At 69.6% G+C, this 24,947-nt stretch carries 21 protein-coding genes; 13 read left to right on the top strand and 8 right to left on the bottom strand.

Annotation, left to right across the window (positions count from 1 at the left end):
* Positions 1-12 precede the first annotated feature (12 nt).
* Positions 13-948 carry a class I SAM-dependent DNA methyltransferase gene (locus tag J3S89_RS22220; RefSeq protein ID WP_217931641.1) on the bottom strand — a complete coding sequence of 312 codons (936 nt, stop codon included), beginning with the start codon at positions 946-948 and terminating at the stop codon, positions 13-15.
* 172 nt (positions 949-1,120) lie between these two features.
* On the opposite strand from J3S89_RS22220, the gene J3S89_RS22215 reads away from it, so the two are divergent.
* Positions 1,121-1,402 carry a DUF6460 domain-containing protein gene (locus J3S89_RS22215; protein WP_217931639.1) on the top strand — a complete coding sequence of 94 codons (282 nt, stop codon included), beginning with the start codon at positions 1,121-1,123 and terminating at the stop codon, positions 1,400-1,402.
* Complete coding sequence (locus tag J3S89_RS22210) at positions 1,399-2,727, top strand: MATE family efflux transporter (protein WP_230489009.1); 1,329 nt, start codon at positions 1,399-1,401, stop codon at positions 2,725-2,727. Before J3S89_RS22215 ends, J3S89_RS22210 begins: the two co-directional genes overlap by 4 nt.
* Before the next feature lie 28 nt (positions 2,728-2,755).
* Here J3S89_RS22210 and J3S89_RS22205 read toward each other — a convergent pair whose 3' ends face one another.
* Positions 2,756-6,745, bottom strand: a complete 3,990-nt coding sequence (locus tag J3S89_RS22205) for a peptidoglycan-binding protein (RefSeq protein ID WP_217931637.1) — start codon at positions 6,743-6,745, stop codon at positions 2,756-2,758.
* 512 nt (positions 6,746-7,257) lie between these two features.
* On the opposite strand from J3S89_RS22205, the gene J3S89_RS22200 reads away from it, so the two are divergent.
* A complete protein-coding gene (locus J3S89_RS22200) occupies positions 7,258-7,674 on the top strand; it encodes a MerR family transcriptional regulator (protein ID WP_230489010.1) in 417 nt (138 codons plus the stop codon).
* A 78-nt stretch (positions 7,675-7,752) separates the two neighbouring features.
* Here J3S89_RS22200 and J3S89_RS22195 read toward each other — a convergent pair whose 3' ends face one another.
* Positions 7,753-8,397, bottom strand: coding sequence for an invasion associated locus B family protein (locus tag J3S89_RS22195; protein WP_217931633.1), 645 nt, complete (start codon positions 8,395-8,397; stop codon positions 7,753-7,755).
* Positions 8,398-8,702: 305 nt separating this feature from the next.
* Between J3S89_RS22195 and J3S89_RS22190 the strand changes: the two genes are divergently transcribed.
* Positions 8,703-9,161: a secondary thiamine-phosphate synthase enzyme YjbQ gene (locus J3S89_RS22190; protein WP_217931631.1), complete on the top strand. Its 459-nt coding sequence runs from the start codon at positions 8,703-8,705 to the stop codon at positions 9,159-9,161.
* A gap of 25 nt (positions 9,162-9,186) precedes the next feature.
* Here the strand turns inward: J3S89_RS22190 and pip are convergent, their stop codons facing one another.
* Complete coding sequence (gene pip, locus J3S89_RS22185) at positions 9,187-10,152, bottom strand: prolyl aminopeptidase (RefSeq protein ID WP_217931629.1); 966 nt, start codon at positions 10,150-10,152, stop codon at positions 9,187-9,189.
* Between the two features lie 417 nt (positions 10,153-10,569).
* Here pip and J3S89_RS22180 point away from each other — a divergent pair, with 417 nt between their 5' ends.
* Complete coding sequence (locus J3S89_RS22180; protein WP_230489011.1) at positions 10,570-11,211, top strand: response regulator transcription factor; 642 nt, start codon at positions 10,570-10,572, stop codon at positions 11,209-11,211.
* Positions 11,212-11,305: 94 nt separating this feature from the next.
* A complete protein-coding gene (locus J3S89_RS22175) occupies positions 11,306-11,833 on the top strand; it encodes a GNAT family N-acetyltransferase (RefSeq protein ID WP_217931626.1) in 528 nt (175 codons plus the stop codon).
* Positions 11,834-11,846: 13 nt separating this feature from the next.
* Here J3S89_RS22175 and J3S89_RS22170 read toward each other — a convergent pair whose 3' ends face one another.
* The gene (locus tag J3S89_RS22170) at positions 11,847-15,371 is read right to left on the bottom strand and encodes a hybrid sensor histidine kinase/response regulator (RefSeq protein WP_217931624.1); all 3,525 of its coding nucleotides are present in this window, start codon (positions 15,369-15,371) and stop codon (positions 11,847-11,849) included.
* Positions 15,372-15,642: 271 nt separating this feature from the next.
* On the opposite strand from J3S89_RS22170, the gene mscL reads away from it, so the two are divergent.
* The 6 genes from mscL to J3S89_RS22140 all read left to right on the top strand — a co-directional run bounded on the left by mscL (position 15,643) and on the right by J3S89_RS22140 (position 20,856).
* A complete protein-coding gene (mscL, locus tag J3S89_RS22165; RefSeq protein WP_217931622.1) occupies positions 15,643-16,068 on the top strand; it encodes a large conductance mechanosensitive channel protein MscL in 426 nt (141 codons plus the stop codon).
* A 170-nt stretch (positions 16,069-16,238) separates the two neighbouring features.
* On the top strand, positions 16,239-17,423 hold the full coding sequence (locus J3S89_RS22160) for a pyridoxal phosphate-dependent aminotransferase (RefSeq protein ID WP_217931620.1): 1,185 nt from the start codon (positions 16,239-16,241) through the stop codon (positions 17,421-17,423).
* A gap of 103 nt (positions 17,424-17,526) precedes the next feature.
* Positions 17,527-18,669 (top strand): two-component system sensor histidine kinase NtrB, encoded by a 1,143-nt coding sequence (locus J3S89_RS23555; protein ID WP_217931618.1) that lies wholly within the window; start codon positions 17,527-17,529, stop codon positions 18,667-18,669.
* Between the two features lie 63 nt (positions 18,670-18,732).
* Positions 18,733-19,368, top strand: a complete 636-nt coding sequence (locus tag J3S89_RS22150; protein ID WP_230489012.1) for a response regulator transcription factor — start codon at positions 18,733-18,735, stop codon at positions 19,366-19,368.
* Between the two features lie 118 nt (positions 19,369-19,486).
* Entirely contained in the window at positions 19,487-19,864 is a 378-nt protein-coding gene (locus J3S89_RS22145; RefSeq protein WP_230489013.1) for a response regulator, read from the top strand.
* 287 nt (positions 19,865-20,151) lie between these two features.
* Entirely contained in the window at positions 20,152-20,856 is a 705-nt protein-coding gene (locus tag J3S89_RS22140; protein WP_217931616.1) for a helix-turn-helix domain-containing protein, read from the top strand.
* A gap of 21 nt (positions 20,857-20,877) precedes the next feature.
* Here J3S89_RS22140 and J3S89_RS22135 read toward each other — a convergent pair whose 3' ends face one another.
* Positions 20,878-21,321, bottom strand: a complete 444-nt coding sequence (locus J3S89_RS22135; RefSeq protein ID WP_217931614.1) for a hypothetical protein — start codon at positions 21,319-21,321, stop codon at positions 20,878-20,880.
* Positions 21,322-21,491: 170 nt separating this feature from the next.
* Here J3S89_RS22135 and J3S89_RS22130 point away from each other — a divergent pair, with 170 nt between their 5' ends.
* Complete coding sequence (locus J3S89_RS22130) at positions 21,492-21,968, top strand: aminoacyl-tRNA deacylase (RefSeq protein WP_217931612.1); 477 nt, start codon at positions 21,492-21,494, stop codon at positions 21,966-21,968.
* Between the two features lie 7 nt (positions 21,969-21,975).
* Here the strand turns inward: J3S89_RS22130 and J3S89_RS22125 are convergent, their stop codons facing one another.
* Positions 21,976-22,875: a hypothetical protein gene (locus tag J3S89_RS22125; protein WP_217931610.1), complete on the bottom strand. Its 900-nt coding sequence runs from the start codon at positions 22,873-22,875 to the stop codon at positions 21,976-21,978.
* Positions 22,876-22,952: 77 nt separating this feature from the next.
* Positions 22,953-24,305: an oxygen-independent coproporphyrinogen III oxidase gene (gene hemN, locus J3S89_RS22120; protein WP_217931608.1), complete on the bottom strand. Its 1,353-nt coding sequence runs from the start codon at positions 24,303-24,305 to the stop codon at positions 22,953-22,955.
* Positions 24,306-24,947: the final 642 nt, after the last annotated feature.

The raw sequence follows: 24,947 nt of genomic DNA, 5'->3' as shown, positions 1-24,947 counted from the left end.
CGCGTTCTCAATTCACGATTTCGTGAACACGGCGACGAATCCGACGACGTCCTGTCCGCGATCCCGGCGCAACACCGTCTCCTCGAGACTGATCCTCGACCATCCGGCGGCCCGGCCCGCCGTCTCGAGATGGCGGCGCCCGTGAGCATAGCGCAGACCTTCGCCGAGGCGAATGCCCTCGTCGTCGCCGGCCTTCTCCACAGTGAAGGCGAAGAGCCCTTCGGCGGTGGTGACCCGGGCCACCGCCGCGAAGATCGCGCCGAGGTCGCCGAGATAGCAGAAGACGTCGGCGGCGGTGACGAGATCGAGCGTCCCGTCGGCGCGCCGGTCCAACGCGGCGAGGAGATCGCCGACCTCGAGCCCGTGATAGAGCCGGCTCGCCCGCGCCACGTCGATCATCGCCGCGGAGAGATCGACCCCGTCGAGTCGATCGACGCGCCTGGCCAGCGCTCGCGCCATCAGGCCGGTGCCGCAGCCCAGATCGAGCCCGGAAGCGAAGCGGCGCGCGCCCGTGAAGGCCGTGATCGCCTCCGCCAGGGTAGCCGGCGCGCGATAGCCGAGTCGGTTGATCAGACTGTCCTCGAACCGGGCCGCGTAGCCGTCGAAGAGATCCCGCACATGGGCAGCGGGCGGCACGTCCGGCACCGGCCGGGCGCCGAGCCGGGCGAGGCGCAGCGTCGCCCCGCAACGGTCGCTCGGATCGAGCGCGATCGCCCGTTCGAAGGCGGCGACCGCCTCGGTCTCGAGGGCGGCGGCGAGGCGGAACTCGCCGAGCGCGAACCAGCCCGCCGCCCAATCCGGCGCGATTTCGAGCGCCTGTTCCATCAGTTCGGCCGCCGCCGCCGGATCTCCCCCGGCCGCATAGTCGCGGGCCCTTTGGAACCGCCGATCGGCGATGGGATCACCCGAGGTGAGACGTGAGGAGGCGGGGTCCGAGGCAGGGGTCATGGGGGGCATCCGGAGAACGAGGGCGCGGAGTGATGCGCTCGTTCCGATCGGCCCGCAAGAGGCCGCCCTCACGCGCTGCGGGCGATCGGCCGGGCTCAGGGGGAGGTCGCTCTCGACCGGCCGTCGCGCCCATGCTATCGCCGCAGGGATCGGACCGGACGGAGTGAGATCGATGGATCGCAATGCCCTGACGCGCTTCACCGGAGGCTCGCCCCTGCGCACCGTCCTGTGGCTCGTGTTCCTGTCGATCGTCGTCGGCTTCGTGCTGGAGACCATCGGCCTCGACCCCGTCACCTTCGTCGGCCGGCTGATCGGCAACATCGACCGTTTCGTCGACTGGGTGCTGCATCTCGGCACCGACGCGGTGATGCGCATCCTGCGCTATCTCCTTTGGGGCGCGGTGCTGGTGGTGCCGGTCTGGTTCGTTCTGCGCCTGACCGGCCGCGCTCGGTGAGCGAGACGCCCGCGTCCGCGCCGCTCCGCCTCGCCGACGTGCTCGCCGTCGCCGTGCCGATGACGCTCGGCTATCTGACGACGCCGCTGGTCGGGCTGGTCGCGACGGCGGTGGTGGGCCGGCTCGGCGATCCCGTGGCGATCGGCGGCGTCGCCCTCGGCGCGATCGTCTGCGATCTCGTCTTCTCGATCTTCTATTTCCTGCGCGCCGGCACGACCGCGCTGACGGCCCAGGCCCATGGGCGCGGCGATGCGATCGAGCGGCACGCGGTGTTGGCGCGCGCCGGCCTCCTCGCCCTCGTCGCCGGCCTCGCGATCGTGCTGCTGCGCGGCCCGATCGTCGGCCTCGGCGTGACGGTCGTCGGTGGCGACGAGGCGGTGCGAGCCGCCACCCGCGATTATGCCGAGATCCGGCTTCTCGCCGCGCCGCTGATCCTCGCCAATCAGGCGATCTTCGGTTGGTATCTCGGCCAGGGCCGCGCGGTGGTCGGCCTGCTGCTCCAGCTCGTGCTCAACACCGCCAACATCGTCCTCGCGATCCTGTTCGTCTCGAGTTGGGGCGAGGGCGTCGCCGGGGTCGCGAAGGCCTCGCTCGCCGCCGAGGCGATCGCGCTCGCCGCCGCGGTCGCGCTCTCGGTGGCGCGGGCGAGCGGCCCCTGGCCCGAACGCCGTCGCATCCTCGATCTCGCCGCGCTCTCCGGACTCGCGGCGATCAATCGCGACATCATGATCCGCACCGCCGTGCTGATCGCCGCCTTCGCCTTCTTCGCCCGCCAGGGCGCCGGCCAAGGGGCGGCGATCCTCGCCGCCAATGCGGTGCTCGAGAAGCTCTTCCTCTTCGTCAGCTATTTCCTCGACGGTTTCGCCGCCGCCGCCGAGACCTTCGTCGGTCGCGCCGTCGGCGCCCGCGACCGTGCCGCCTTCGACCGAGCGGTGTCGCTGACGACACGCGGCGGCTTCGCGCTGGCGGCCTTCGCCTCGGTCGTGCTGGCGCTCGCCGGCGGCACGGCGATCGATTGGATGACCACCAGCGTCGAGGTGCGCGAAGAGGCGCTGCGCTTCTTGCCCTGGGCGGTGGCGACGCCGCTCGCCGGAGTGCTCGCCTTCGAGATGGACGGCGTCTTCATCGGCGCCACCTGGACCCGCGACATGGCGCGGATGATGGTCGCCTCGTTGGTCGTCTATCTGGCGCTGTGGGCGGTGCTGTTCCCGCTCTTCGGCAATCACGGCCTGTGGGCCGCGTTCCTCGCCTTCCTCGGCATGCGCGGCCTGTCGCTGTCGATGCTGGTGCCGCGCCGGGCGAAGGCGACCTTCGCCCGGCCGTGATCCCCGCCCGGGCGGGGACCGGCCCGCCTCAGAGCGCGCGGCCGCCGGCCAGCGCCCGCATCAGGGCGGGGTCGATCTCGCCGGTCTGCGGCAGACCGGCCTTCTTCTGGAAGGAGCGGATCGCCGACTTGGTCGAGGGGCCGGCGTCGCCGTCGATCGTGCCGACGTAGAAGCCCTTGGCCTTCAGGAGCGACTGGGCCTGACGGACGATGTCCTCGGCGCTCGGCTGGGCGGCGGCGCTCGCCGGTTCGCCCCATCCGCGCACCTCGTCGTTGGCCGCCCGCACCAGCGGACGCTGCACCCAGGTCTGAACCGCCATGCGCGCGGCGGCCAGATTGACCTTGTCGAGATGACCGGCGACCTCGGTCTGCTTCTTCTCCGCCTCGGCGTCGCCCTGGCGCGCGGCCAGCGCGAACCACTTGTAGGAGACCGCGAGGTCCTGCTTCACGCCCGAGCCGAGGGCGTGGATGATGCCGAGATTGAACTGGCTGTCCTTGAGCCCGAGATCGGCCGCCTTCTGGAACCACGGCACCGCCGAGGCCATGTCGCGGGCATTGGCGTAGATGACGCCGAGATTGTGCATGGCGCGCACGTTGCCCTGCTCGGCCGCGGCCTTGTAGAGCGCCTTCGACTTCTCCGGGTCGCGGGCGACGCCGAGGCCCTTCTCGTAGGCGACGGCGAGCCGATACTGCGCGGTGGCGAGCCCCTTGTCGGCGGCGCGGCCGTACCACGCCACCGCCTTGGTCAGATCGGCCGGAACCGTGCGTCCCTCGGCATAGCGCAGACCGATTTCGAAGGCGGCCTTGGCGTCGCCGGCGACGGCGGCGCTGCGCAGCGCCTCGGGGCCGATCGTCTCCGGCAGCGCGGTCGTCGCCTCGGCGGCGGGCGGCGTCGCCGGGCGTGTGGCGGCGGTGGTCGGGATCGAGCCGGTGACGGTCGGTGCGCTCTCCTCGCCGGCGAGCGGCACGCCGCCGAGCGCGCTGGTGCGCTGCGGAGGCACCTCGCTCGGGGCCGGCGTCGTCGTCGGCACGGCGGAGGCGGCGCCACCCGATCCGTCGGTGGCGAGCGGCATCGAGAAGCCGACGGCGGGTTCGCCGGTCGGGGTCTTGGTGAGGATCGATTCGGCCGGAGCGGGCGTCGGGGCCGTCGCCGGCACGGCGGCGGTGGTCTTCGGAGCGGTCTGCTCGACCTTCACCTCGGCGTCGGCGGTCTTGGTCGTCGGCGCCTTGGACCCCGGCAACATCTGAAGCGTGAGGATCGCCAGCACCACGGCGGCGGTGGCCAGCACCAGCGGCCGGCGCCGGGTCTTCAGAACCTGACCGATCCGCGCCAGCGCGCCGGAGTCGCGCGGCTCGGCGGTGGCGTCGGGCGCCGGGCGATCGCCGGGCTGCACCGTCGCGGACGCGGCCTCGACGGGAGCGGTCGGCGCGGTGGTGGCGGCGGCGGCCTGCGCGGCGCGGCGCGCGGCGGCGATGAAGTCGGCCTTGCGCGCGCTCGGGGCGGCCGAATCGGCGATCGGCATCGCCATCGGCTCGATCCGCGGCAGCGGCCGCGCGGTCGGCTTGCCGGACCCCGGCTCGAGTGGACGATTGTCTTCCGGCGCGGTCGAGCCGGTCAGGAGCTCGCGGGCCCGCGCGATCGGATTGGTGGCGACGGGCCGGCCGGCGATGGTGGGTCGCGCCTCGGTCGGCTCGGACGGGGCCGGTTCGGCGGCAGGCGCCGCCAGCGGCTCGCTCGCCACGGCGCGGACCGTCGGGGTCACGGCCGGCGACGCGGCCGAGAACGGGCTCGCCACGGCCGGGGGCGCCGGATGGACGGCCGCCTGGGCCGCGGTCTCCGCCGCCTGGGCGGCATTGCGCGCGGCGGCGGCCGAACGGGCCGAGCCCTGCGCGATCTTCTCGATCGCGGTCAGGCGCCCGACGATGCCGGTCAGCGCGTCGTGCAGCGAGATCAGCGTGTCGTTGGTGCGGGTCTCGGTGTCGCGCGCCGCCGATTGAAGCGAACGCAGATCGCCCTGGAGGGCGCGCAGTGCCTCTTCCGCCAAGCCGTCCTCGCGGCTCTCGGCCAGCTCACGCACCATCTCGCGCGCCGCCTCGCGGGCGGCGGTGACGGCGTCGAGATGCTGATCCTCCATCCGCTCGGCGAGCTTGAGGATGTGGCCCTCCAGCGCGCCGATGTCCTGGAAGCGATCCTGGGTCGCTTCGATCTGGCCGGAGATGCGGGAGAGCTGTTCCTCGATCTGGGCGAGCGCCTCGTCGTCGCCGTCCTGGGCGACCGAGCGGTCGATCCGCTCGGCGAGAAGCCGCATCTGCTCCTCGAGGTCCTCGTTGCCGCGCGAGGCGGCGAGGTCGCGCCGCATGGCGGCGATCTCACGGGTCAGGCTCTCCACCTCGGCGGTGGGGTCGGGGGGCAGGCGCTGGTCGAGCCGGTCGAGCAGACGATCGAACCGGGCGTCGAGCTGGGCATCGGCCTGCGGGCCGGAGGCCTTGGCGATCGCCGCGTCGAGCCGCGCGACCGCCGATTCCAGGGCGTCGGTGGTCCGCCGCCCGTCGTCGCCCTCGACGATCGCGTCGAGCTTGCCGGCGATCTCGGCGATGCGCTGATGCAGACGATCGGTGTCGTCGAAGGTCGGCCGCCGCGTCTCGAAGTCGGCGATGCGCTCGCCGAGTTCGGCGATCCGCGCGTCGAGGGCCCGAATCTCGTCGGCGGCGCGATTGCCCCCGGCGATGGTGCGCAGTTCCTCGAGCAGGGTGATCACCCGATCGGAGGCGACCGGCCCGCGCGAGGCGCGCTCGAGCGCGTCGAGCTTGTCGGTGACCGCCTTCAGGCGCTGGTCGAGCGAGCGGGTGACGGCGGCCGGATCGAAGGCGTCGATCTGCGTGCGCAGATCGGCGAGCCGGCGCTCGATCTGCTGTGCGGCCGGGGTCTCGTCGCGGGTGGCGAGCCGCTCGAACTTGTCGGTCAGCGCGGTGAGGTTGCGCTCCAGCGAGGAGAGATGACCGACCTGCGGCACGGTGCGCAGGAGGTTGCGGATCTCCGAAATCTCGGCGTCGATCCGGCCTTCCGGACGCGGGCCGGCGAGGCCGCGCTTGAGGTCGTCCAGACGGTCGACGATGTGGCCGTAACCCGCCTCGATGCTCTTCAGCGAGCCCTCGAAGTTCGACTGCAGCACCACGTCGCGCAGCCGGCCGATCTCGGTCACCAACGGTTCGATCACGTCGCGCTCGGGTCGAGATTCGGCGAGCCGATCGATCTTGCCCGCGAGCCGGCGGATCTGTTCGGAGACCTCGGCGCCGCCACCGGAGCGGTTCTCGATGAAGGCGCGCAGCGCCCGGATCTCGGCGATCAGCGGGGCCGAGCCGTCGCGGTCGTCGCGGCCGCGCAGTTGTTCGATCTTCTCGCCCAACTCGCGAAACTGGCGGTCGAGCGTGTCGGCGACGTAGGGCGCCGGGGCCTCGATCGGACGCGTCCGTTCGGTCTCGGCACGGGTCGGCCGGCGTTCCTCGGTGACGACCGCCTTGGAGCGCGTGCGGGCCGGGGTGGGCGTCTCGGCGGCCGACCGCGCCGGCCGGCGTGGTGCCTTGTCCTCGGTGAGGGAGCGGACCTTGAGATCGAGCGCCTCGAGGGTCTCGAGAATGCGGCTGGTCTCGTCGCTGCGCACCGGCGCCGGTCGGGTCCGCGAGCGGGGCGCGCCGCTGAGGCGGTCGACGGTGGCGGCGATCTCGTCGAGCGCGGTCTCGTCGACCGCGTCGACACGGGACGCGCGGGCCGGAGCCCGCGTCGCGGTCGGGGCGGGGCGTTCGCCGGTGCCGAGCCGGCGCATCCGTTCGGAGAGTTCGTCGAGGCGGCGGCCGAAGTCGCCGGCGAGCGAGGTGTCGGCGACGGCCGGCCGCTCGGCCGGGGCGATCGGCTCGGCGAGGGCGCGCACGAGATCGCCGACCGACATGCCGGATCGCCGCGCCGCGTCGATCACGCGCTGTCGGGCTTCGTCCTCGAACCCTCGTCCGCTCCGCGACATGTCCTACCTCCACCGGCGCCGGCTGATCCGGTCGTTCGCTCGGGCCGGTCGCCGGGGACGGCGCCGCCGCCCGATCCCGTTCCGCGACTCGGATGGAAACCGGCCGGAGCTTCGCCGACAGATTTTTCGAACACGGTAAACAACAGGTTAAGAAAGCCGCCCGAGCGTGATGCTTTCGTAATCTTCGTGGACGATCGGTGCATGCGCCGCCCCATGCCGGGGCGGACCGAAGCGCGGCTCCGGGAGGTTCCGCGAAGGAGGTTTCCCGAGGAAGTACAATCGGAAGAGGAAGAACGTTACGGCAGGACTCGCGCATGGCAGCCATGCCGAAACGGCTCGAAAAAAATAATGGACTTACCGACGACCGGGGGTGTCACCTTTCGCCTTCGCACCAAAAGCCACGCTTGCGAGTCTTGCGATCGAAGCGGCCATCACGAGCCGTACGCCGGACCCGAACGACGTGGAGTCGAAAAAACGGATGGACGAACGAAGTGATGGATGGCGCAGAAGACATGGCGTCGCTCGTGCGAGGCGAGATCGCCGACCGCGAGCGCATGTGGACGATCGGGGAGCTGGCTCGCGAATGCGACGTGACCCTGCGAGCGATGCGGTTCTACGAGGCCAAGGGCCTTCTCAAGCCGGCGCGTGACGGAATGGCCCGGCTCTACGACGCCGAGAACAGACGGCGGCTCCAGATCATCCTGCGAGCCAAGAAGATCGGCTTCAGCCTGGTCCAGATCCGCGATCTGCTCGGACTGACCACCTCGCGCGAGCCGCTCGAGCACCGCCTCACCAGTCTGCGCGATCATCTGATCCGCCAGACCGAGCAGCTCGAGCACCTGCGTCGCGAGGCCGAGGAGGCGCTCACCGCCATCGGCGACGAGATCGGCGCGCTCGACCGCTCGCTGGCCGGCCCCGCGCTCGACTGATCCGATCGAAGGGATCGATACGGAAACGGGCTCCGCGAGGAGCCCGTTTCGTCGTTTCGGAGCGGATCGAGGCGCCGATCAGGGCTTGGCCTGGCTCGCCTTGCGCTGTTCGTCGCGCAGCTGATCCTCGATGCTCTTCTGCTTCTGCTGGATCTCGGCGGCGATCGCCTCCTCGCGCTTCTTGAGCGCGGCCTCGTCGAGCGCCTTGCCTTCGTTGGCGCTCTTGAAGCTCGCCAGCGAGAAGGTGAAGGTGACCGGGTTGGAGGCTTGGCCATAGGCGGTGATGGAGAGCTGGGCGCCCTTCTTCATCGCGCCGACGAAGGCCTCGTTGCTGACCAATTGCGCGACGCAGCCGTCCGGCGCGCACATGCCGAACTTGGCGTCTTCCGACTTGCCCTGATCGATCTGGACCTTGAGGCCCGGCTGCAGCAGCAGGCCGGTCGGCATGATCATCTCGACGATCTTGCGCGCTTCGCCGGTCGCCTCGACGACGGCGATCGAGGCCAGGAACTGGCCACCGGAGGTGCGCAGATCATAGGCGGTCTTGCAGAGTTCCTTCTTCTGCTTCTCGTCGCTGCGACACACCTTGATCCAGGAATCGGTGGCGACGGCGGGCGACTGCGCGGCGGCCGAAGTCGCGCCGAGAGCGCAGACGAGGAGCGCGGCGGCGGAAAGCGGGGTCCGAGCGGCGTACGCGGCGAATTTCGCGACAGTGACGGTCATCGTCCTTCCCGTTCCTTCAGAGGATCTCGAATGTGTCGAACGTGGTCCCCTCATAACCTTCCCATCGGTTCGGTTCAATGGGCAGGGGGACGCGAGGGCCGGCCGATTCTCATCGGGCGCCGCCGCGATCTGCCCGTGCATTGCGGCGACACGGTGGCCGGGGCGGGTGCGGCGCGCGCCGTCGTGGCGCCGCCGTCCGGCCGGTGTATGCTCGCCACGCGCCGATCGACGCCCGCCGATCGACGCCGGCCGGTCGGGGCCGCGCCGCCCCTTCCGCGAGATGTTCACGGGCGAGAGCGAGATCCATGGCTCGGTTCGACGATCCCTCCCGGCCCGCCGCCGCCCCGCTGTGGCAGGCCCTCGGCCGTCTCGTCGTGGAGACGCGTGGCCGGACCCTGCGCGACGTCACCGCCGAGCTCGACGCCTGGCTCGGCGAGGTCGGCGCCGGCGACGGTCTCCTGACCGTCTTCCTGCGCCACACCTCCGCCTCGCTCACCGTCCAGGAGAACGCCTCGCCCGAGGTGTTGCCCGATCTCGTCGACGCGCTCGACCGCCTCGCCCCGCGCGACGCGCCCTGGCGCCACGACCTCGAGGGCGCCGACGACATGCCGGCCCACGTCAAGACGACGTTGACCGGCGTGTCCCTGGCGATCCCTGTCCGTGCCGGGCGCATGGACCTCGGCACGTGGCAGGCGGTCTATGTCGTCGAGCACCGCGACCGCGGCCATCGCCGCGAACTGTCGCTGCATTGGCTCGGAGCGTGAACCCGGCGGCGGGACCGTCGACGGCTCACGCCGGGCGATGCTTGAAGCGCTCGCTCGCCGCGACCATCTCCGCGACCAGTCCCGGCTCCGTCACCGCGTGACCGCCGTCGTCGACGATCCGGAGTTCGGCCTCCGGCCAGGCCTTCTTCAGATCCCAGGCGTTCACCATCGGGGTGCACATGTCGTAACGCCCGTGCACGATCACCGCCGGGATGTCCTTGAGGCGCCGCACGTCGCGCAGCAACTGGTCCTCGACCTCGAAGAAGCCGCCGTTCATGAAGAAGTGGCACTCGATCCGCGCGAAGGCGAGGGCGAAGGTGTCGCCGCCGAAGGCCGCCGCGCGCTCGGCGTCGGGCAGGAGCGACAGGGTCGAGCCCTCCCAGGTCGCCCAGCGCTTGGCCGCCTCGAGCCGCAACGCCTCGTCCGGCCCGGTGAGCCGGCGGTGATAGGCGGCGATCAGATCGCCCCGCTCCTCGACCGGGATCAGCTCGCGGAACGGATCGAAGAGATCAGGGAAGATCAGGCTGGCGCCCTCCTGATAGAACCACGCCAGTTCCATCCGACGCAGCATGAAGATACCGCGCAGGATCATCTCCGAGACCCGTTCGGGATGGGTCTCGGCATAGGCGAGCGCCAGCGTCGAGCCCCACGATCCGCCGTAGACCTGCCAACGCTCGATGCCGAGATGGACGCGCAGCCGCTCGATGTCGGCGACGAGATCCCAGGTGGTGTTCTCGGCCAGTTCCGCGTGCGGGGTCGACTTGCCGCAGCCGCGCTGATCGAAGGTCACGATTCGGTAGACGGCGGGGTCGTGCAGCCGTCGCATCGTCGGCGTGATTCCTCCGCCCGGCCCGCCATGGAGACAGACGACCGGCTTGCCGCGTGGATTGCCGCTCTCCTCCCAGTGGATCTCGTGCAGGTCGGACACCTTCAGGCGGCCGCTGGTGTGGGGTTCGATCTCGGGGAAGAGGACGTGACGCTGGGCGCTCAAGGCGGGACTCCATGGCTGTCGAGAGCGGTCGAAGGAGAACGATCGCTCGCCGCGCGAAGATAACGCCTGCGGCGGATCCGCAAAGGTCCGGATTGCGCGGCCGATCGGCGGTCTGTGCAGAGCAAGAACCGTCCGGTGCGCAAGAAATCACGCCAGACCGCGATATTTTACGTAAGTCGTGAAGCTTATTGGCCCTCCTCCGAAAGGAGGAGGCTTGCGTAGAGGCGTTGCGAGATCGATAATTCACATATCAGCGTGCGGCCCAGCGTCGCGGTGCCGACGAGTGGCGTTCGTCGGCCGCGGCCCAGAGGCGCGGTGACCGCGACGTCGGACCGACGAGGTCCGCCGGCGGTTTCTCGTGCGCGTGACGAACCAAGAGGGGAGAAGGGATTGGCGACCAATCCGGGATATCGGTTCGTGATCGCGGATGATCATCCGCTGTTTCGCGGTGCGCTGCGTCAGACGCTGGAAGGGCTCTTCGACGGTGTGGTGATCGCCGAAGCCGGGTCTCTGGAGGCGGTATCGAAGATACTGGAGGAGGGGGACGAGATCGACTTGGTTCTTCTCGATCTCAATATGCCCGGGGTTCGCGGTTACTCCGGCCTGATGTATCTGCGCGCGCAGTTTCCGACGGTTCCGGTGGTCGTGGTCTCCGCCAACGAGGATCCCGGCACCATCCGCCGCTGCATGGAATTCGGCGCCGCCGGCTTCGTGCCGAAGTCGCTCGGCACCGACACCATCCGCGAGGCGCTCTCCACCGTCATGGCGGGTGATCTCTGGACCCCCGCCGACGTCGACCTCGCCTCGATGCCCGCCGACGAGACCGCCAAGCTGGTCCAGCGCCTGTCGACGCTGACGCCGCAGCAGGTGCGCGTGTTGATGATGCTGTCGGAAGGTCTGCTCAACAAGCAGATCGCCTACGAGCTCGGCGTCTCCGAGGCGACCGTCAAGGCCCACGTCTCGGCGATCCTGCAGAAGCTCGGCGTCGAGAGCCGCACCCAGGCCGTCATCGCCGCCTCGAAGATCGAGGTCGGTCACTGGCAGTCGGTCGGCGTGTGAGAGACGAAGAGCGGCGCGCGAGCGCCGCTCCGATCGCGCTCTTGCCCGGCCCCCGTCGCGCGCCTCTCGCCCTCCCGCTCGGTGACGTTTGGACATGATCGACATCCCGACGCTGGAAACCGACCGCCTGCGTCTGCGCGCCCATCGTCTCGACGATTTCGAGGCTTATGCGGCGCTGTGGCGCGAGCTCTCGGTCGTGCGCTTCATCGGCGGCTCACCGCTGACCCGCGAGGCGGCCTGGATCCGTTTCCTGCGCCAGAGCGGCCTGTGGCATCACCTCGGCTTCGGCTTCTTCGCCCTCGAGGACAAGGCGACCGGCGCCTTCGTCGGCGAGGCCGGATTTCACGACCTCCATCGCGATCTCGTGCCCTCGCTCGACGGTTCCATGGAAGCGGGATGGGCCCTCGCCACGGCCTTTCAGGGCCGAGGTCTGGCCGAGGAGGCGATGCGCGCCGTGCTCGCCTGGGGACACGACCACGGCCCGCGCGACCGTCTCACCTGCATCATCCACCCCGACCACGCCGCATCTCTGCGGGTCGCGGCGAAGCTCGGCTTCGCCGAGGCGGCGCGCTCGACCTATCACGGCGCGCCGGTGGTGATCCTGGACCGCGCCCGGGTCTGACCGGCGCCGTCTCTCACTCCGCCGCCGACTTCAGCGCCCGCCACTGCGCCAGCACCGCGCGCAGCGCCGCCGGTTTGACCGGCTTGTTGAGGATCGAGATCGACTTTTCGGTCGCCTCCTCGCGCACCTGCGGTCCGCGATCGGCGGTGATCAGCGCCGCCGGCAGATCCGTGCCGAAGCGCCAGCGCAACTGCACCACCGCGTCGATGCCGTTGCCGTCGTCGAGATGGTAGTCGACGAGCAGGATGTCCGGCCCGTGCCCGCTCTCCTTGACCAGGTGGGCGAGCTGTTCGGACGCGTCCTTCTGGTCGCGTGCCTTGACCACCTTGACGCCCCAGCCGACCAGCAGCGCCTCCATGCCGTCGAGGATCGTCTCCTCGTTGTCGAGACAGAGCACGGTCATGCCGTCGAAACGGGCGCTCGACGGACGCGGCGCCCCGTCGGCGGCCGCGACGTTCGGCATCGCCGCCGCCGTCGGCACCTCGACATAGAAGCGCGAGCCCTTGCCCGGCACCGAGGTGAGCCCGGTCGGATGGACCAGCACCCGCCCGATGCGCTCGACGATGGAGAGCCCGAGCCCGAGCCCACGCGCGATCTTGGCGCCCTGATCGAGCCGCTGGAACTCCTGATAGATGACCTTCTGCTGATCGGCCGAGATGCCGATCCCGGTGTCGAGCACCTCCACCGTGAGCCGCCCGCGCCGCCGCCGCACCCCGACCAGGACCTTTCCGGCCGGCGTGTATTTGATGGCGTTGGAGATCAGGTTCTGCACCAGCCGGCGCAACAGGCGGCGATCGGAGCGCACCCACAGATCGCAAGGCAGCACCTTGAAGACGAGCCCGCGGTCGCGCGCGATCGGCTCGAACTCGACCTTCAGCGCCTTGAGGATCTCGTCGATGCGGAACACCGTGAATTCCGGCCTGAGCGCGCCGGTGTCGAGACGGGAGATGTCGAGCAGCGCCCCGAGGATCTCCTCGACCGCGTCGAGCGACTGGTCGATGTGGACCGCATGCGTCGCCAACGGCGAGTTCTCGGTCTTCTCCACCAGCGAGGTGGCGTAGAGCCGGGCCGCGTTCAGCGGCTGGAGAATGTCGTGGCCGGCGGCGGCGAGGAACCGCGTCTTGCCGATGTTGGCCTCGTCGGCCTCGGCCTTGGCGCGCGACAGCTCGCCGTTGAGCCGGGTCAGTTCCTCGGTGCGCTCGCGCACCCGCCGCTCCAGTGTCTCGTTGACCCGCGCCAAGGCTTCCGCGCTCGACACGCGCTCGGTGATGTCGGTCCAGGTGGTGACGATGCCGCCGTCGGGCATCGGTGAGGTTCGAACCTCGATCACCGCGTCGGTCGAGGCGAGGCGCTCGTGATAGGTCTCCATCCGCCGCACCAGCCGGTCCATCCGGTCCTTGATGATGCGCTCGGGATTGCCGGGGCCGAATTCGCCGTGCTCGGCCCGGTCGCGCACGATCGCGTGCAGCGAGACGCCGACCTGGGCGAAGTCCGGGGTGAGGTCGAGGATCTGCCGGAACTGGCGGTTCCAACAGATCAGGCCCAATTCGCGGTCGAACACCGAAATGCCCTGGCCGACCTGATCGAGCGCGATCTGCAGGAGGTCGCGGTTGTATTGGATCGCCGCCGAGGCGTCGTCGAGCAGCTTCATCGCCGCCTTGGTCGAGGGATCGCGCCGCTTGACCAGAAGCGACAGCACCAGCCGCGACGAGGCCGCGCCGATCGCCGAGGCGAGCAGTTGCTCGGCGAAGCGCAGCAGGTGGAGATCCGCCGGCCGGTCGCCGCCCATCGCCAGCGAATGGGACCGCCCGAAGTCGCCGAAGGCGCGCCGCGTCCGCTCCTCGCCGAGATAGCGCGCCACGGTGGAGACGAGATCGTCGACCGTCACGGCCGTGCGCCAACGCCGGAGCGAGGGCGTCGGCACGAATTCGCTCGGCACGAAGACGTTGGCCTGGAGCCGCTCGATCGGCTCCGGCGGCCGCGTCAGCGACACCGAGATGAAGGCGGCGACGTTGAAGGCGAGACTCCAGAAGACGCCGTGCGCGAGCGGATCGAAGCCGAGCGAGAACAGCGCCTGCGGCCGGAGCAGCCACATTCCGAACGGCCCGTGCAGCAGGAGCGACGACGATCCGTAGCCGGCTTCCACGAAGGTCGGCAGCGCCAGCGTGTAGACCCACAGCGCGAAGCCGACGAGGATGCCGGCGATGGCGCCGCGCGCCGTGCCGCGCCGCCAGAACAGCGCGCCGAAGAAGGCCGGCGCGAATTGCGCGATCGCCGAGAAGGCGAGGAGCCCGATGTCCGCCAGCGCCGAGGCGTCCGCCACCAACCGATGGTAGACATAGGCGAGGATCAGGATCGCGAAGATCGCCACCCGCCGCACCAGGAGCAGCGTGCGCACCATGTCCGGTTCGTCGCCGCCGTCGCGCCCGGCGCGCCGCACCAGGATCGGCGCCACCAATTCGTTGCAGACCATCACCGCGAGCGCCACCGAGGCGACGATCACCATGGCGGTCGCCGCCGACAGCCCGCCGACGAAGGCCACCACCGTGACGAGCGAGGCGCCCGCGTCGAGCGGCAGCCGCAGCACGAAGGTGTCGGCGTCGATGGCGGTGCCGTAGCGCACCAGGCCACCGAGCGCGATCGGGATCACGAACAGGTTGATCGCGACGAGATAGAGCGGAAACAGCCAGCGCGCGCGCTTCAGCTCGGCCGGCGTGTGGTTCTCCACCACGCCGACGTGGAACATGCGCGGCAACATCAGGATCGCGAAGAACGACAGGGTCGTCATGACGATCCAGTTGCCGCCGGAGAGCCCGCCCGCGAAGACGTGGTTGCCGATCGGATTGTCGGAGATCACCGTCATCAGGTCGCCCGGCCCGTCGAACAGGACGAAGGTCACGTAGATCCCGACCACCGAAAAGGCGAAGAGCTTGACCAGCGATTCCGCCGCCACCGCCAGCATCAGGCCCTGCTGATGCTCGGTCGCGTCGATGTGGCGGGTGCCGAAGAGACAGGCGAAGGCGGCCATGCTGAGCGCCACCGTCAGCGGCACGTCGGGATGGAACGGCGCCGGCCCGAGGCCGAAGTCGAGATGATCGACGAGCGTCGTCACCGAGGCGCTGACCGCCTTCAGCTGGAGCGCGATGTAGGGGACGATGCCGACCAGCGCGATGATCGTGACCACCGCCGCGAGGCGCTGGCTCTTGCCGTAGCGCGCGGCGATGAAGTCGGCGATCGAGGTGATCCGCTCGGCCTTGGCGAGCCGGATCATGCGCTCGAGGATGCGCTGGCCGAACAGGTAGAGCAGGATCGGCCCGATGTAGATGGTCAGAAAGTCGAGGCCCTTGTTGGCCGCCTGCCCGACAGAGCCGAAGAACGTCCAGGACGTGCAGTAGACGCCGAGAGACAAGGCATAGATGGTCGGGCGGCCGAAGATCGGCGAAACCCTCTCCGTTCGGCGATCTCCATAATGGGCGATGCCGAACAGTGCACCGATGTAGACGATGGCGACGAGAAGAACGAGCCATCCGTGAATCATGGTTCGGCGGGCCTCTCGAAACGGAACATGCGTGCCGGCGCGAACGACGCCTCCGACATAGACCACGACGAAAGGCGACTGTCCATCGCGAGTGGTGTTTCCGGGCCACGCGCGTCGCGATTTTTTTCGACTTTCGTCTGCGACATTGTGATCCGGCTCGCGCTGTGGGATCCCTCACGTCAAAATCGACGGGGGCGCGCGACGACCTCCGCGAGACCCCCCGGATGGCGATCATCGAGGGCGCCCCGCCGCCCCCCGAGGAGTGACGGACATGCTCAAGGAATTCAGGGAATTCGCCCTCAAGGGCAACGTCGTGGATTTGGCCATCGGCGTGATCATCGGCGCCGCCTTCGGCAAGATCGTCGACAGCATGGTCGCCGACGTGATCATGCCGCTGATCGGCGCCCTCACCGGCGGCCTCGACTTCACCAACAAGTTCGTTCTGCTGAAGAGCCTGCTCGGCGGCGCCGAGGCGCCGGCGACCTATGCCAAGGCCAAGGAGATGGGCGCGACGCTGGGCTACGGCCAGTTCCTGACCGTGACGCTCAACTTCCTGATCATCGCCTTCGTGCTCTTCCTCGTGGTCAAGGCCATGAACCGGCTGAAGAAGCAGGAAGCGGCCGCGCCCGCCCCGGCGCCCGAGCCGACCAAGAGCGAGGTGCTGCTCGAAGAGATCCGCGATCTCCTCAAGAAGTGACCGTCCGCGCCGGCCGTGTCCGCGCCCGCGTCTTCGCCGGCGCCGGACGCGGCCGATCGATCATCGCCGTCGATCGACGAGATCGAGAGGATTGATGCCGAACCGGCGCGCGCTCGGTTAAGATCGCCTCCCGAATCCCATTTCCGCGCGTCCGCTCGAAGAGACCTCCGATGACCGATTTCCTCGCCACGCTGCGCCCCGAAGCCCTCGGCGCGCCCCCGTCCGGCATCGTCGAAGTGATGAACTACGGGCGCCGACGCGAGGGATTGATCCCGCTCTGGGCGGGGGAGGGCGATCTGCCGACCCCGGCCTTCGTCTGCGAGGCCGCCACCCGCTCGCTCGCCGCCGGTGAGACCTTCTATACGTGGCAGCGCGGCATCCCCGAGTTGCGTGCCGCTCTCGCCCGCTATCACGAGCGCCTCTACGGCGGCACCTTCGCGCCGGAGCGCTTCTTCGTCACCGCCTCGGGCATGCAGGCGATCCAGATCGCCTTGACCGCGCTCGCCGGTCCCGGCGACGAGGTTCTGGTGCCGTCCCCGGCCTGGCCCAATTTCGCCGCCGCCGTCGGCGTGCGCGGCGCCCGCGTGGTCGACGTGCCCATGACCTTCGGCAATCGCGGTTGGATCCTCGACGTCGAGCGCCTCGCCGACGTGGTGACCCCGGCCACCAAGGCGATCTTCCTCAACAGCCCGTGCAATCCGACCGGCTGGACCGCGACCCGCGAGGAACTGGCCTCCGTCCTGGCGCTCGCCCGGGAGCGCGGGATCTGGATCGTCGCCGACGAGGTCTACGGCCGCTTCGTCTGGGACGGCTCGGCGCGCGCGCCCTCGTTCCACGACGTCGCCGGTCCCGAGGACCGGGTGATCTTCGTCAACACCTTCTCCAAGAATTGGGCGATGACCGGCTGGCGCGTCGGCTGGATCGAGGCGCCGCCGGAGATCGGCGACGTGCTCGAGAACCTGATCCAGTATTCGACCTCGGGCGTCGCCGTCTTCGTCCAGCGCGCGGCGGTCGCCGCCCTCGACCACGGCGAGGGCTTCCTCGCCCATCAGGTCGCCCGCATCGCCGAGAGCCGCGAGATTCTGACCGCAACCCTGGCCGCGACCGGCCGGGCGCGCTTCGTCGCTCCCGTCGGCGCCTTCTATCTCTTCTTCGGCGTCGAGGGCGAGGACGACACCTCCAGACTCGGCCTGCGCCTCGTCGACGAGGCCGGAATCGGATTGGCGCCGGGCACCGCATTCGGCGCCGCCGGCAACGGATTCCTGCGTCTGTGCTTCGCCCGCGGGCCCGAAAGTATGCGCGAGGCCAGCCGTCGATTGGCCGATTGGCTGAATGGCCGACCGCAACGGGCTTGAGAATCGTGTGATTTCTGTCTGATATGGGTAGATCTCCGGATCGGCCGGAGACGGGGTGGTTCGGGACGTCCCGGTCTGGGTCTCGCGTGGGGAGCCGTCGCTCGTGTCAGTTCAGTCGCCGACCGTCTCGGAGGCGCGCCTCTTCAGCGTGCTCGACACCGCCGTGGACGGCATCGTCGTCATCGACGAGCGTGGGCGTATTCTGCTGTTCAACAAGGCCTGCGAGGACCTGTTCGGCCATGCCTCGGCGGATGTGGTCGGCCACGGCATCTCCATTCTGATGCCGCCGGAATATGCCGAGCACCACGGCGCCTGGGTGTCGAACTATCTGCACACCGGCGAGAAGCGGATCATCGGCATCGGCCGCGAGGTGCGCGGCCTCCACGCCGACGGCACCGTCTTCCCGATCGAACTGTCGGTCGGCGAATGCCGTACCCCGGACGGGCGCCAGTTCATCGGGATCATCCGCGACCTGCGCTCGCGCAAGGCGGTCGAGCAGCGGCTCAACCAGCTCCAGGCCCAGCTCGTCCAGATGGCCCGCGTCAACGCGATGGACGAAATGGGCGCGGCGATCGCCCATGAGCTGAACCAACCGCTGACCGCCGTGATGCTCTATCTCCAGGCACTGCGGCGCAAGCTCGAGTCGGGCGTCCACGAGGGCGCGCTCGACGCCTCGCTGGTCGAGGTCGTGTCGAAGACCGTGCGCGAGGCCGAGCGCGCCGGATCGATCATCCAGAAGATGCGGCACTTCGTCGAGAAGCGCGAACCCGATCGCCAGCCGGTCGACGTCTCCCATCTCATCGACGAGGCGCTCGAACTGACCCTTCTCGGCCACGACGGCGCCGGCATCGAGGTGGTGCGCGATCTCGACGCCGATCTCCCTCTGCTCGACGTCGATCCGGTCCAGATCCAGCAGATCCTGATCAACCTGATCCGCAACGGCATCGAGGCGGTGCGCTCGCGCGACGAGCGCTGGATCCGTATCGCCGCCCGCCGCGACGACGGACGTCTCCTGATCGAGATCGAGGACAGCGGCCCGGGGATCCCGAAGGACAAGGTGCGGGAGCTGTTCAAGGCTTTCGCCACGTCGAAGAAGACCGGGCTGGGCCTCGGGCTTGCGATTTCGCGCTCGATCGCTCAGAACCACGGAGGCGATCTGCTCGTCGAGCCCGGCGGCTCGGGACGCGGCGCCACCTTCGTGTTGTCGCTGCCGCTGGAGACGGCGCCGGCCACGCGCGCCGAATGACAGGATTGAAGTCGCCCGTCCGCTCGCCGGACGAACGGGAACCGAGGAAGTCGAGGTGAGCACATGATGGGTCGCACGCAGAAGACCGACCAGACGATCTACATCGTCGACGACGAGCCCGCGGTCCGCGATGCGCTCGCGGTGGTCTTCGAGATGGAAGGCTTCACCGTCGTCGGCTTCGAGACCGGCGACGCCTTCCTCGAGGCCGCCAAGAACCATCAGCCGGCCTGCGTCTTCCTCGACGTCCACATGCCCGGCCGCTCCGGCCTCGACATCCTCAAGGCGCTCAACGCCGACCATTATCCCGCGCCGATCTTCATCATCTCCGGCCAGGGTGACATCCCGATGGCGGTGACGGCGATCAAATACGGCGCCTTCGACTTCATCGAGAAGCCCTTCGACGCCGGCCAGATCGTCGATCGCGTCCGCGAGGCGCTCGCCGCTCAGGCCCGCCGCGCCGCCGGCGAGGCCCACCCCAACGGCGTCGCCGCCGACTTCCCCGGCCGCGAGCTCCTGACCCCGCGCGAGATCGAGGTTCTCGGCCAGATCACCGCCGGTGCCTCCAACAAGGAGGCCGGCCGCCACCTCGGCATCTCGCCGCGCACCATCGAGGTGCACCGCGCCCGCATCATGGAAAAGCTCGGCGCCCGCAACGCCGCCGACCTCGTCCGCATCGTCCTGACCGGCGAGCACGGCTGAGGCGAGGGACCCCCGAGGGCGCGATGACGCGATTGCGACCGTGCCCTCGGAAGACTACGGATGCCGCGCGCGGCCGTTTCGATCCACAGTATCGAATGCACACGGCCGAGTGACATCCATGACCGATCAAGATCCGCCGGCGCCTCGCGCGTTCACGGGCACCGTTCACATCGTCGAAGACGACCCCGGCGTATCCGACAGCCTGAGGTTCCTCCTCCAGGCGCTCGGACACGACGTCGTGTCTCATCCCGACGCCGAGAGCTTCTTCGAGTGCTCTCCACCGACGGCGGACGACGTGGTGATCGTCGATCTCGGTCTGCCCGGCATCGGCGGCGCCCACGTCATCCGTTGGCTCCAGCAATTGACCCTGCGCCCGCGCATCATCGCCATCTCCGGCCAGCCGCAGAAGGTGATCGAGGACGAATTGCGCGGGTTGTCCGTCGTGCAACTCTTGCGCAAGCCGCTGTCCGGAGCGACCCTCGTCGGGGTGCTCTGAAACGCCGACGGCGAGGGAGGCGGCGCGCCGCCGGTTAGGTCCTTCGACGTAAGTAGGCCCACGGGATTGTGAAGCCTCTGCCTTCTTTCTAGCCTTTTCGACGTCGAGGACCGCGCTCCTCGCGCTATTTCGGTCGCTCGGAGACGGGCCGGCGCCGAAACGTGAGGCAGAAGATGGCGGATGTCGAACGGATGGTGCACTCTAGGGTGCACCCGGATCGCGTACCCACGGACGGCCGTCACACCGAGTGTGACGGGTGGGAAACGACCGACGAGGAGGAAACGGACATGGCCTATTCGGATCGCGCCTTCGGCAATGCCGGCGCACTGCCTCGCGACTCGGCCGGCGATGCCGGCTGGTCCGACTTCGCCCGCTCGCAACGGGTCAAGACCCAGCGTCTCGCCGAACACGACGCCGTCTTCTACGAAGGCGATCCGGCCGACCGCGTCTACGAGCTGATCGAGGGCGCGGTGATGCTGTTCAAGCTGCTGCCGGACGGCCGCCGTCAGGTGGTCGAGGTGGTGGCGCCCAACGCGCTGTTCGGCATCGTCGCCGGCAAGCTCTACGACTGCAACGCCGAGACCCTCACGCCGAGCGTGGTGCGGATCCTCGATCGCCGTGAGCTGGAGGGCTCCGCCCAGTTCCAGGGTCACGTCGCCGCCTGCCTGCGCGAGCAGATCGAGCGCCTCCACGACCACGCGGTCCTGCTCGGCCGCAAGTCGGCCTTCGAGCGCGTGGCGAGCTTCCTGATGCGCTTCGTGCCGTCGCGCGGCCAGCCCGGCTGCCACGGCCCGACGGGCGAGAAGGACGAGCAGGTCATCGAACTGACCATGACCCGTCAGGAGATCGCCGACTATCTCGGCCTGACCATCGAGACGGTGAGCCGGGTGATCTCGGACCTGAAGCGTCGCGGCCTCGTCGCCATCGAGAAGCAGGATCGCATCCGTCTCACCGACGTCTGCGGCATCTGCCGGCTGACCGGCACGCACTGAGCGGAGCCCGCGCAAACGCGCTCAAGGCAACGCGCTGCCGATGCCTCCTCCGACGGTGAAGGCGAGCGTGAGGCGGGTGAAGAGCCATGGCGGACCGGAATGGTCGCGGTCCGTCATGATCCAGGAGATTCCGGCGGGGACATGAGCGGCCATGACGGTGAGCAGCACGAATCCTGCTCCTCCCGCCAGATCGACGCTGCTCTGTGCCACCAGGCCTGCCGAAATCATGATCGCCGCATGAATTTTCACGAAGGTGAAGCCGCGATTGGATGGAACGAAGGCGAGGATGAAGACCAGCGGTGTGGCGCAGTATATCGACGCAGCTACGACGACGATGACGTCTCTCGTGTCGAACGGTCCCGGCGGCAATCGCAGCGGGTGCCGCACCGCCAAGTCCACGAGCAGGGCCGCTGCCATGGCGGCAATGTGGGGCAGCACCGTGTCGAGCTTGGGCGAGGCGATCATGAACGATCGTATCGCATCTCGCGCGGCGAAAATGTAGAGGCACTCGGCAGACGTCCGGTTCGTATCCTGCTGCGCGTGGCGTGTCGGGTCTGCTCGTCAGGTCGTGCGCGTGTTCCCTCCCGGTGCGGTTCGCGCTAGCCTCGCCGCCTTCTTGCGACGGAGCCTTCCCCTTGGCCGCCACCCCCGCCACCACCTTCCTCAAATCGCGGAAGATCGCCTTCGATCTCCTCGAATACGTCCACGATCCGCGCGCCGAGGCCTACGGGCTCGAGGCTTCGGAGAAGCTCGGGCTCGACCCCGATTCGGTCTTCAAGACGTTGGTGGTGAGCGACGGCGCCAAGGCGCATGCCCTGGCGCTGGTGCCGGTCGCCCGCAAGCTCGGCCTGCCGCTCGCCGCCAAGGCGCTCGGCTGGAAACGCGCCGAGATGGGCGACAAGGCCGATGCCCAGCGCCTCACCGGCTACGTCCTCGGCGGCATCTCGCCCTTCGGCACCAAGCGGCCGCTGGCGATCGTCGCCGACGAGGCCCTGCTCCTGCCCGATCTCGTCCATGTCTCCGGCGGCCGTCGCGGCCTGGAGATCCGCATCGCGCCGAAGGATCTCGTCGCGGTGCTCTCCGCGACGGTGGCGCCGATCGCGGTGGATTGAGGCGCCGCTATTTCGTCCGGATGAACACCAGACGGTCGTCGGCCCGACGGCCCGGCCGGCACGCCTCGTCGACGCGCGGCACCTTGCCGGTCAAGACCAGCCGCGCGCCGCCGTTCTCGAAGGCCCCGCGCACCGCGTAGGCGAGCTCGCCGCAGCGCTTGGTGAAGATCCGCGCCCGCCCCACGAGCGAGGTCCCCTCCATGCGTCCGCCGAAGAGGAGCGTGCCGGGCTCGACCCCGTTGGCGGTGAGACCGGCGCGTGGCTCCGTATAGAGGAGGCGGCGGTCGTCGCCGTCGGCGATCATCACCAGGGTCGAGCCGTTGTGCTCCCAGGTTCCCGCGTCGCTTGCTTTCGGGGCAGGGGGAGCGGTCGGGGATTTGCCCTCGAGCGCCGCGTCGAGCGCCTCGACCGCCTTCCCCGACCCGGCCTCCGGGGCGGAGGTCCCGGCCGCGCCGGACGACGCCGGCGCGAGGTCGGGAAGCGGCGACACCACCCCGGACCGCCGCGTCACGACCTTGCGGTCGCATTCGTAGGCGGCCGGCAGACCGTCGGCCTCGAGGACGCAGCGCATCTCCGCCTCGCGGGACGCGCCGCCGATCTCGAAGCCGATGCGGTCGATCGAACGGCGGTATTGGAAGTCGAAGTGCCGCTCGCCCGCGTCCTTCTCCCAGGAGAGGCAGTAGCCGGCCTCCTCCGCCTCGACGGTTCGGCTCAGAACCGTGAAGGGGATGGCCGTCGCGGCGCCGCGGGCGCGGGCCTCGGCCTCGTAGAGCGAGCCGTCCTCGACGACGTAGGTGCCGTCGGTCGATTCGCAGCGGTCGGAATAGTCGGATGCCGCCGCCGCGCGGACGAAGACGAGGGCGAGCGCGCAGACGATCGCGCCCCACCATGCGCCGCCGTGTGTCATCGGCCTCGTCCCCTCCCTGGTTCGGGTTCGTCCGCGTCCCCGCCGCTCCGAGCCTCGGATCGGCGCGGGCGCGGGTCTCACACCGCCACCGAGTGCCGCGCCGCCGCCCGCGCCAGATAGACGTCGAAGGCGGCCGCGACGATGCGCACCAGCGGCTTGCCGGCCTCCGACACCGTCAGCCGATGGCCGTCGATCGCGACCAACCCGTCGCGCGCCGGCTCCTCGAGCCGCTCGAAGGCGTCGGCGACCGCGTCCGTGGTCACGCCGTGGGCGGCGCAGACCGCGTCGAGATCGACCGCGTAGTCGCACATGATGCGCTCGATGATCGCCGCCCGGAGCCGGTCGTCGTCGTCGACCGCCTTGCCCTTGGCGATCGGCAGGTTGCCCTTCTCGATCGCCCGGCGCCAACGGCCGATGTCGGGATCGTTCTGGACGAAGCCGAAGGCGGTCTGGCCGATCGAGGAGGCACCGAAGCCGATCAGCGTGTCGCAGGTGTCGGTGGTGTAGCCCTGGAAATTGCGATGGAGGTCGCCCGCCTTGGCGGCGATCGCCATGTCGTCGTGCGGAAGGGCGAAGTGATCGAGCCCGATCGGCTCGTAACCGTAGTCGGCGAGCGCCGCTCGCGCGGTACGCTCGAGCGCGATGCGCTCGGTCGCGCCCGGCAGCGCCGCCTCGTCGATCAGCCGCTGGTGCTTCTTGAACCACGGCACGTGGGCATAGCCGAAGAGGGCGATGCGCGAGGGCGAGAAGCCGTGCGCCAATTCGATCGTCCGCCGGATCGTCGCCGCCGTCTGATGCGGCAGGCCGTACATCAGGTCGAAGTTGATCGCCGCGATGCCGGCGCCGCGCAGCGCCTCGACCGCTGAGGTCACGGTGTCGATCGGCTGGATGCGGCCGATCGCGACCTGAACCGCCTCGTCGAAGTCCTGCACGCCGAGACTGGCGCGGGTGATGCCCGCCTCCGCCAGCGCCTGCGCCAGCTCCGGGGTGACCGTGCGCGGATCGAGCTCCATCGCGTGCTCGGCCGTCGGCAGGATCTCGAAGGCCTCGCGCAGCGCCGCCACCACGGCTCGGAACGACGGGATCGGCAACAGGCTCGGTGTGCCGCCGCCCCAATGGATGTGGCCGACCCGGAGCCGCCGCCCAATCGCGGCGCGCACCAGGGCGATCTCGGCGACCAGCCCCCGGGCATAGTCGATGACCGGATCGTCCTTCAGCGCCGCCTTGGTGTGGCAGCCGCAGTAGTGGCAGATCGCCCGGCAATAGGGGACGTGGAGATAGAGCGACACCGGCGCTTCGTCGCCGAGCCCCGCGAGCCAGGACGCATAGAGCGCGCCGTCGACGCCGTCGCCGAAATGCGGCGCGGTCGGATAGCTGGTGTAACGCGGCACGCTGCGGGTCGCGTATTTCAGTTCGATGGTGTTCGTCATGGAAGGCACCATGGCGTCTCGATCTCCGGGCGGCCTTGACCCGGATCAACTCCGGGATCGATTGAGGCGTCGATCGCCGCCGCGTCCGGCAGGAACCCGGGCCGGCGATCCGAAGGAGGGGAGCCGAGGATCGCCGCCGTGGGCGCGATCGCGAACGGACCCGACGCCGGTCCTGCCGGGACCGCCGCCGTCGGGGCCGATTCGACCGAGACCGCCGCCCCGTCCCGAGCCACCCCTCGGGCACGTCGCGCCGGTCGGGTGGTGGGGTGCGACATGGCGCCCTCCCCGTGTGGAAGGGAGCCCTCGGGCCCTCCGATTCAGTCGATTTTCGCGGCGCAATCCATACCGTCGGGTCCGAGGCCATCGCCCCGCACCCGCCGGTGCCGTCACGGATCGTCGTCGCACGATCGACGATCGTCATTCTACGCCGCCGCGATCGCTTTGAAAACCGTGGGCTTCTCGGGTTCGGTGGCGTCGTGTCGCGTTTCCCCTTCGTCATTGCCGATTGCGAGCGGACGGCACCGGGGCTAAGGGATGGATCGTTCGGCTGTAGGTATTTCGACCGTCTGCTGATGGAAGCGTCGCGCAGCTATTCTCCCGCACGCGTCCGCTCCGTCGATCGCGATCACACCTGCCGCCGTT

Source organism: Pinisolibacter aquiterrae, from assembly GCF_019160155.1.
GTDB classification, from domain to species: Bacteria; Pseudomonadota; Alphaproteobacteria; order Rhizobiales; family Ancalomicrobiaceae; genus Pinisolibacter; species Pinisolibacter aquiterrae.
The sequence above is the reverse complement of the archived record's forward strand: the minus strand, read 5'-3'. Positions and strand labels throughout refer to the sequence as shown.

What these genes read in the sequence shown, in the direction of transcription:
- J3S89_RS22220 (WP_217931641.1), bottom strand. Translation starts at nt 948, where the DNA reads ATGACCCCTGCCTCGGACCCCGCCTCCTCACGTCTCACCTCGGGTGAT.
- J3S89_RS22215 (WP_217931639.1), top strand. Translation starts at nt 1,121, where the DNA reads ATGGATCGCAATGCCCTGACGCGCTTCACCGGAGGCTCGCCCCTGCGC.
- J3S89_RS22205 (WP_217931637.1), bottom strand. Translation starts at nt 6,745, where the DNA reads ATGTCGCGGAGCGGACGAGGGTTCGAGGACGAAGCCCGACAGCGCGTG.
- J3S89_RS22200 (WP_230489010.1), top strand. Translation starts at nt 7,258, where the DNA reads ATGGCGTCGCTCGTGCGAGGCGAGATCGCCGACCGCGAGCGCATGTGG.
- J3S89_RS22195 (WP_217931633.1), bottom strand. Translation starts at nt 8,397, where the DNA reads ATGACCGTCACTGTCGCGAAATTCGCCGCGTACGCCGCTCGGACCCCG.
- J3S89_RS22190 (WP_217931631.1), top strand. Translation starts at nt 8,703, where the DNA reads ATGGCTCGGTTCGACGATCCCTCCCGGCCCGCCGCCGCCCCGCTGTGG.
- J3S89_RS22175 (WP_217931626.1), top strand. Translation starts at nt 11,306, where the DNA reads ATGATCGACATCCCGACGCTGGAAACCGACCGCCTGCGTCTGCGCGCC.
- J3S89_RS22170 (WP_217931624.1), bottom strand. Translation starts at nt 15,371, where the DNA reads ATGATTCACGGATGGCTCGTTCTTCTCGTCGCCATCGTCTACATCGGT.
- mscL (WP_217931622.1), top strand. Translation starts at nt 15,643, where the DNA reads ATGCTCAAGGAATTCAGGGAATTCGCCCTCAAGGGCAACGTCGTGGAT.
- J3S89_RS22160 (WP_217931620.1), top strand. Translation starts at nt 16,239, where the DNA reads ATGACCGATTTCCTCGCCACGCTGCGCCCCGAAGCCCTCGGCGCGCCC.
- J3S89_RS22150 (WP_230489012.1), top strand. Translation starts at nt 18,733, where the DNA reads ATGATGGGTCGCACGCAGAAGACCGACCAGACGATCTACATCGTCGAC.
- J3S89_RS22145 (WP_230489013.1), top strand. Translation starts at nt 19,487, where the DNA reads ATGACCGATCAAGATCCGCCGGCGCCTCGCGCGTTCACGGGCACCGTT.
- J3S89_RS22140 (WP_217931616.1), top strand. Translation starts at nt 20,152, where the DNA reads ATGGCCTATTCGGATCGCGCCTTCGGCAATGCCGGCGCACTGCCTCGC.
- J3S89_RS22135 (WP_217931614.1), bottom strand. Translation starts at nt 21,321, where the DNA reads ATGATCGCCTCGCCCAAGCTCGACACGGTGCTGCCCCACATTGCCGCC.
- J3S89_RS22125 (WP_217931610.1), bottom strand. Translation starts at nt 22,875, where the DNA reads ATGACACACGGCGGCGCATGGTGGGGCGCGATCGTCTGCGCGCTCGCC.
- hemN (WP_217931608.1), bottom strand. Translation starts at nt 24,305, where the DNA reads ATGACGAACACCATCGAACTGAAATACGCGACCCGCAGCGTGCCGCGT.